Below are 2194 nucleotides of genomic sequence, written 5' to 3'. Positions count from 1 at the left end.
TCTGTCATTTGTACCCGATGTATGGGTTTCTTCTGTTTTGCCATAATAAAAGGTCCTCCTATGATTTAAATTTTACCATAGAAGAACCTCTTCAATTACATATTTACAGAAAAAGTTTCACACTGCCTTTATTTGAATCAGATTCTCTCTTTTGCTTTAGCTTAATTTATCAAATACAATATTCCTGCTCAAGTACAATGTTGCCACTGCTTCCAGGATCTCTCTGTAATGGTCATAAAATCGCATAAAAAGTCCCAGATTATCGCAGGTACTGAAATCATCATCATACAATGCATCCAGAACTTTTTCACTGGTAGATACATCTGTCACACCTATTTCGATACATTTCAAAATCTCTGCACTAGACAACAGCGTTTGCTTAGACAAATGGATTACTTTCTGCTGCATCTGGTCATAGGATTCTTTTTGAAAAACTAATTTTGCTGTGGAAAATGGTACTTTCTCGCAAAATATCAAATGCAGAAACGCTTTTACTTTTGTAGAAAAACTGCTTGTGATAGGAACCACATAAAGGTTTGCAAGAAGTTGATATAAAGTTTCATCGCCCTTTATCGCTTTCGCACTAGCAACTAGGTTTCTCCCTTCCATTCGCTGCAAAGTATTTTCAAAAGTTTTTGGATCTACTCCAGATTTCTCTGCTTTTCTTTTATAGCTTTCTTCCAGTTCCTCTTTTGTCAGGATGTTCCAGATCAGGCTGGACCAAAGGACCATCTCTTCTATGGTTAAAGCACATTCATTGATCCCAACAGTAACAATAGGTATTTTTTTGCCATTTGGCTGAACCTCAATATGATATCTTCCAACTGCCGCATATAATTGAATCATGTTTTCTTCCTCCTTTATTTATCTGATACAAAATCAAGTATATCAACTACAACAAATTTCGTTATTTTCCTAAGTCCGCGAAAAATGCCTTATCCTTCTTTAGATACTTTACAGCTCTGCAAATGCAAGCAGCGATATAATTAGGCTTTACCTGATACATTTTTGCGATTTCCGCACCACTGTATCCTTTCAGTTTCAGTTCTAAGGCTTCAATTCCGCATTTTGCCACACCTTGATATCGTTCCTTTGATAAGCGAAGTGCATCCAGCGCTGCTTGATCCTCTATCCTCTCTTCCGGTGTCTGCTCTGATGATACCAGTGCCTGTTCTTCCGCAATATCTGTCAATTTTGCTTTTTGTTTGTTTACAATACTGCGCAGATGATTATAAATCTCATTGCGTACCACGGAAAAAGCATAGGTTTGAAAAGACGCATCGCTTCCACTGCGATATGTCACTGCTGCTTTACATAGACCAATACTGCCAATCTGATAAATGTCATCATATCCCATCCCATCTACAGATTCATTGAGCATAACATGTTTGCTGATGACTTTTTGTACCACTGACAAATTTTCTTCTACCATTTTTCTTTGTTCTGCATTCAAATGTATATTCATTCTTTTTCCCTCCCGTTTCTTTGTTATGTTGTTCCAATAATGCTTGGCTTTTCTCCATGAGTCGTTGACACATATATTCAGAGAAATTTCCGATATGAGCTTGCTCCCCTGTCATAAAAAATTGATCTCTCATCCAACGATAGGCATCTTTTCGGCTCATTATGCCTCTTTTCCAAATCTCATCAAAGACATGATGGGCATAGATTCTTAAATTGCGTAATTCTCCATTGGCTAACGTCCCTTTTGGTCCATTGCTATTTGGCAATACGCCTACATAAGCATCACAAGATGGATAGTTTGAGCAAACATAGACTTTCTTTTCCAAAGCATTTTTCCCGTATACAAAACTGGCATCACGTAGCATCACTGTTGCACCGCAGTATGGACATCTCATCTGTTTATTATTCTTTTTTGTCTTCATACGAATCACCTCAATCTTTGTAAATCCTTCTTTACTAAAATTGTAGGAAAATAAAATGATAAAATCTACAAATCTGAAAAATTAGTGGCTTATATTTGTACCAACATTATGTAAACAAATGAAGTCTGAAACAATTTAACTTGCAAAAACTTCTACTTCCACACAAAATTCTTGAAACAATCAGGACCACCGGCTTAGCCGGTGGTTTGCTCTGCCCCTAGAAGGGGCTATTACCAGCTGCGCTTGCAAGCGCATTGAAAGTCCGCCAAGTGCTCTACTTTCTCAACTGCCGCCCTTGGCGGCTATTT

Annotated in this window: 3 protein-coding genes; all 3 read right to left on the bottom strand. The window is 37.7% G+C overall.

Annotation, left to right across the window (positions count from 1 at the left end):
• Positions 1-156: 156 nt before the first annotated feature.
• Positions 157-846: a hypothetical protein gene (locus INF29_RS14040; RefSeq protein ID WP_193487343.1), complete on the bottom strand. Its 690-nt coding sequence runs from the start codon at positions 844-846 to the stop codon at positions 157-159.
• 61 nt (positions 847-907) lie between these two features.
• A complete protein-coding gene (locus INF29_RS14035) occupies positions 908-1465 on the bottom strand; it encodes a sigma-70 family RNA polymerase sigma factor (RefSeq protein ID WP_193487341.1) in 558 nt (185 codons plus the stop codon).
• Positions 1371-1886, bottom strand: coding sequence for a zinc-finger-containing protein (locus INF29_RS14030; protein WP_193487339.1), 516 nt, complete (start codon positions 1884-1886; stop codon positions 1371-1373). The genes INF29_RS14035 and INF29_RS14030 overlap by 95 nt, the downstream gene beginning before the upstream one ends.
• Positions 1887-2194: the final 308 nt, after the last annotated feature.

Origin of the sequence: Anaerotignum lactatifermentans, from assembly GCF_014982935.1 — a bacterium.
Taxonomy (GTDB): Bacteria; Bacillota; Clostridia; order Lachnospirales; family Anaerotignaceae; genus Anaerotignum; species Anaerotignum lactatifermentans.
This window is presented reverse-complemented; position numbering and strand designations above follow the sequence as displayed.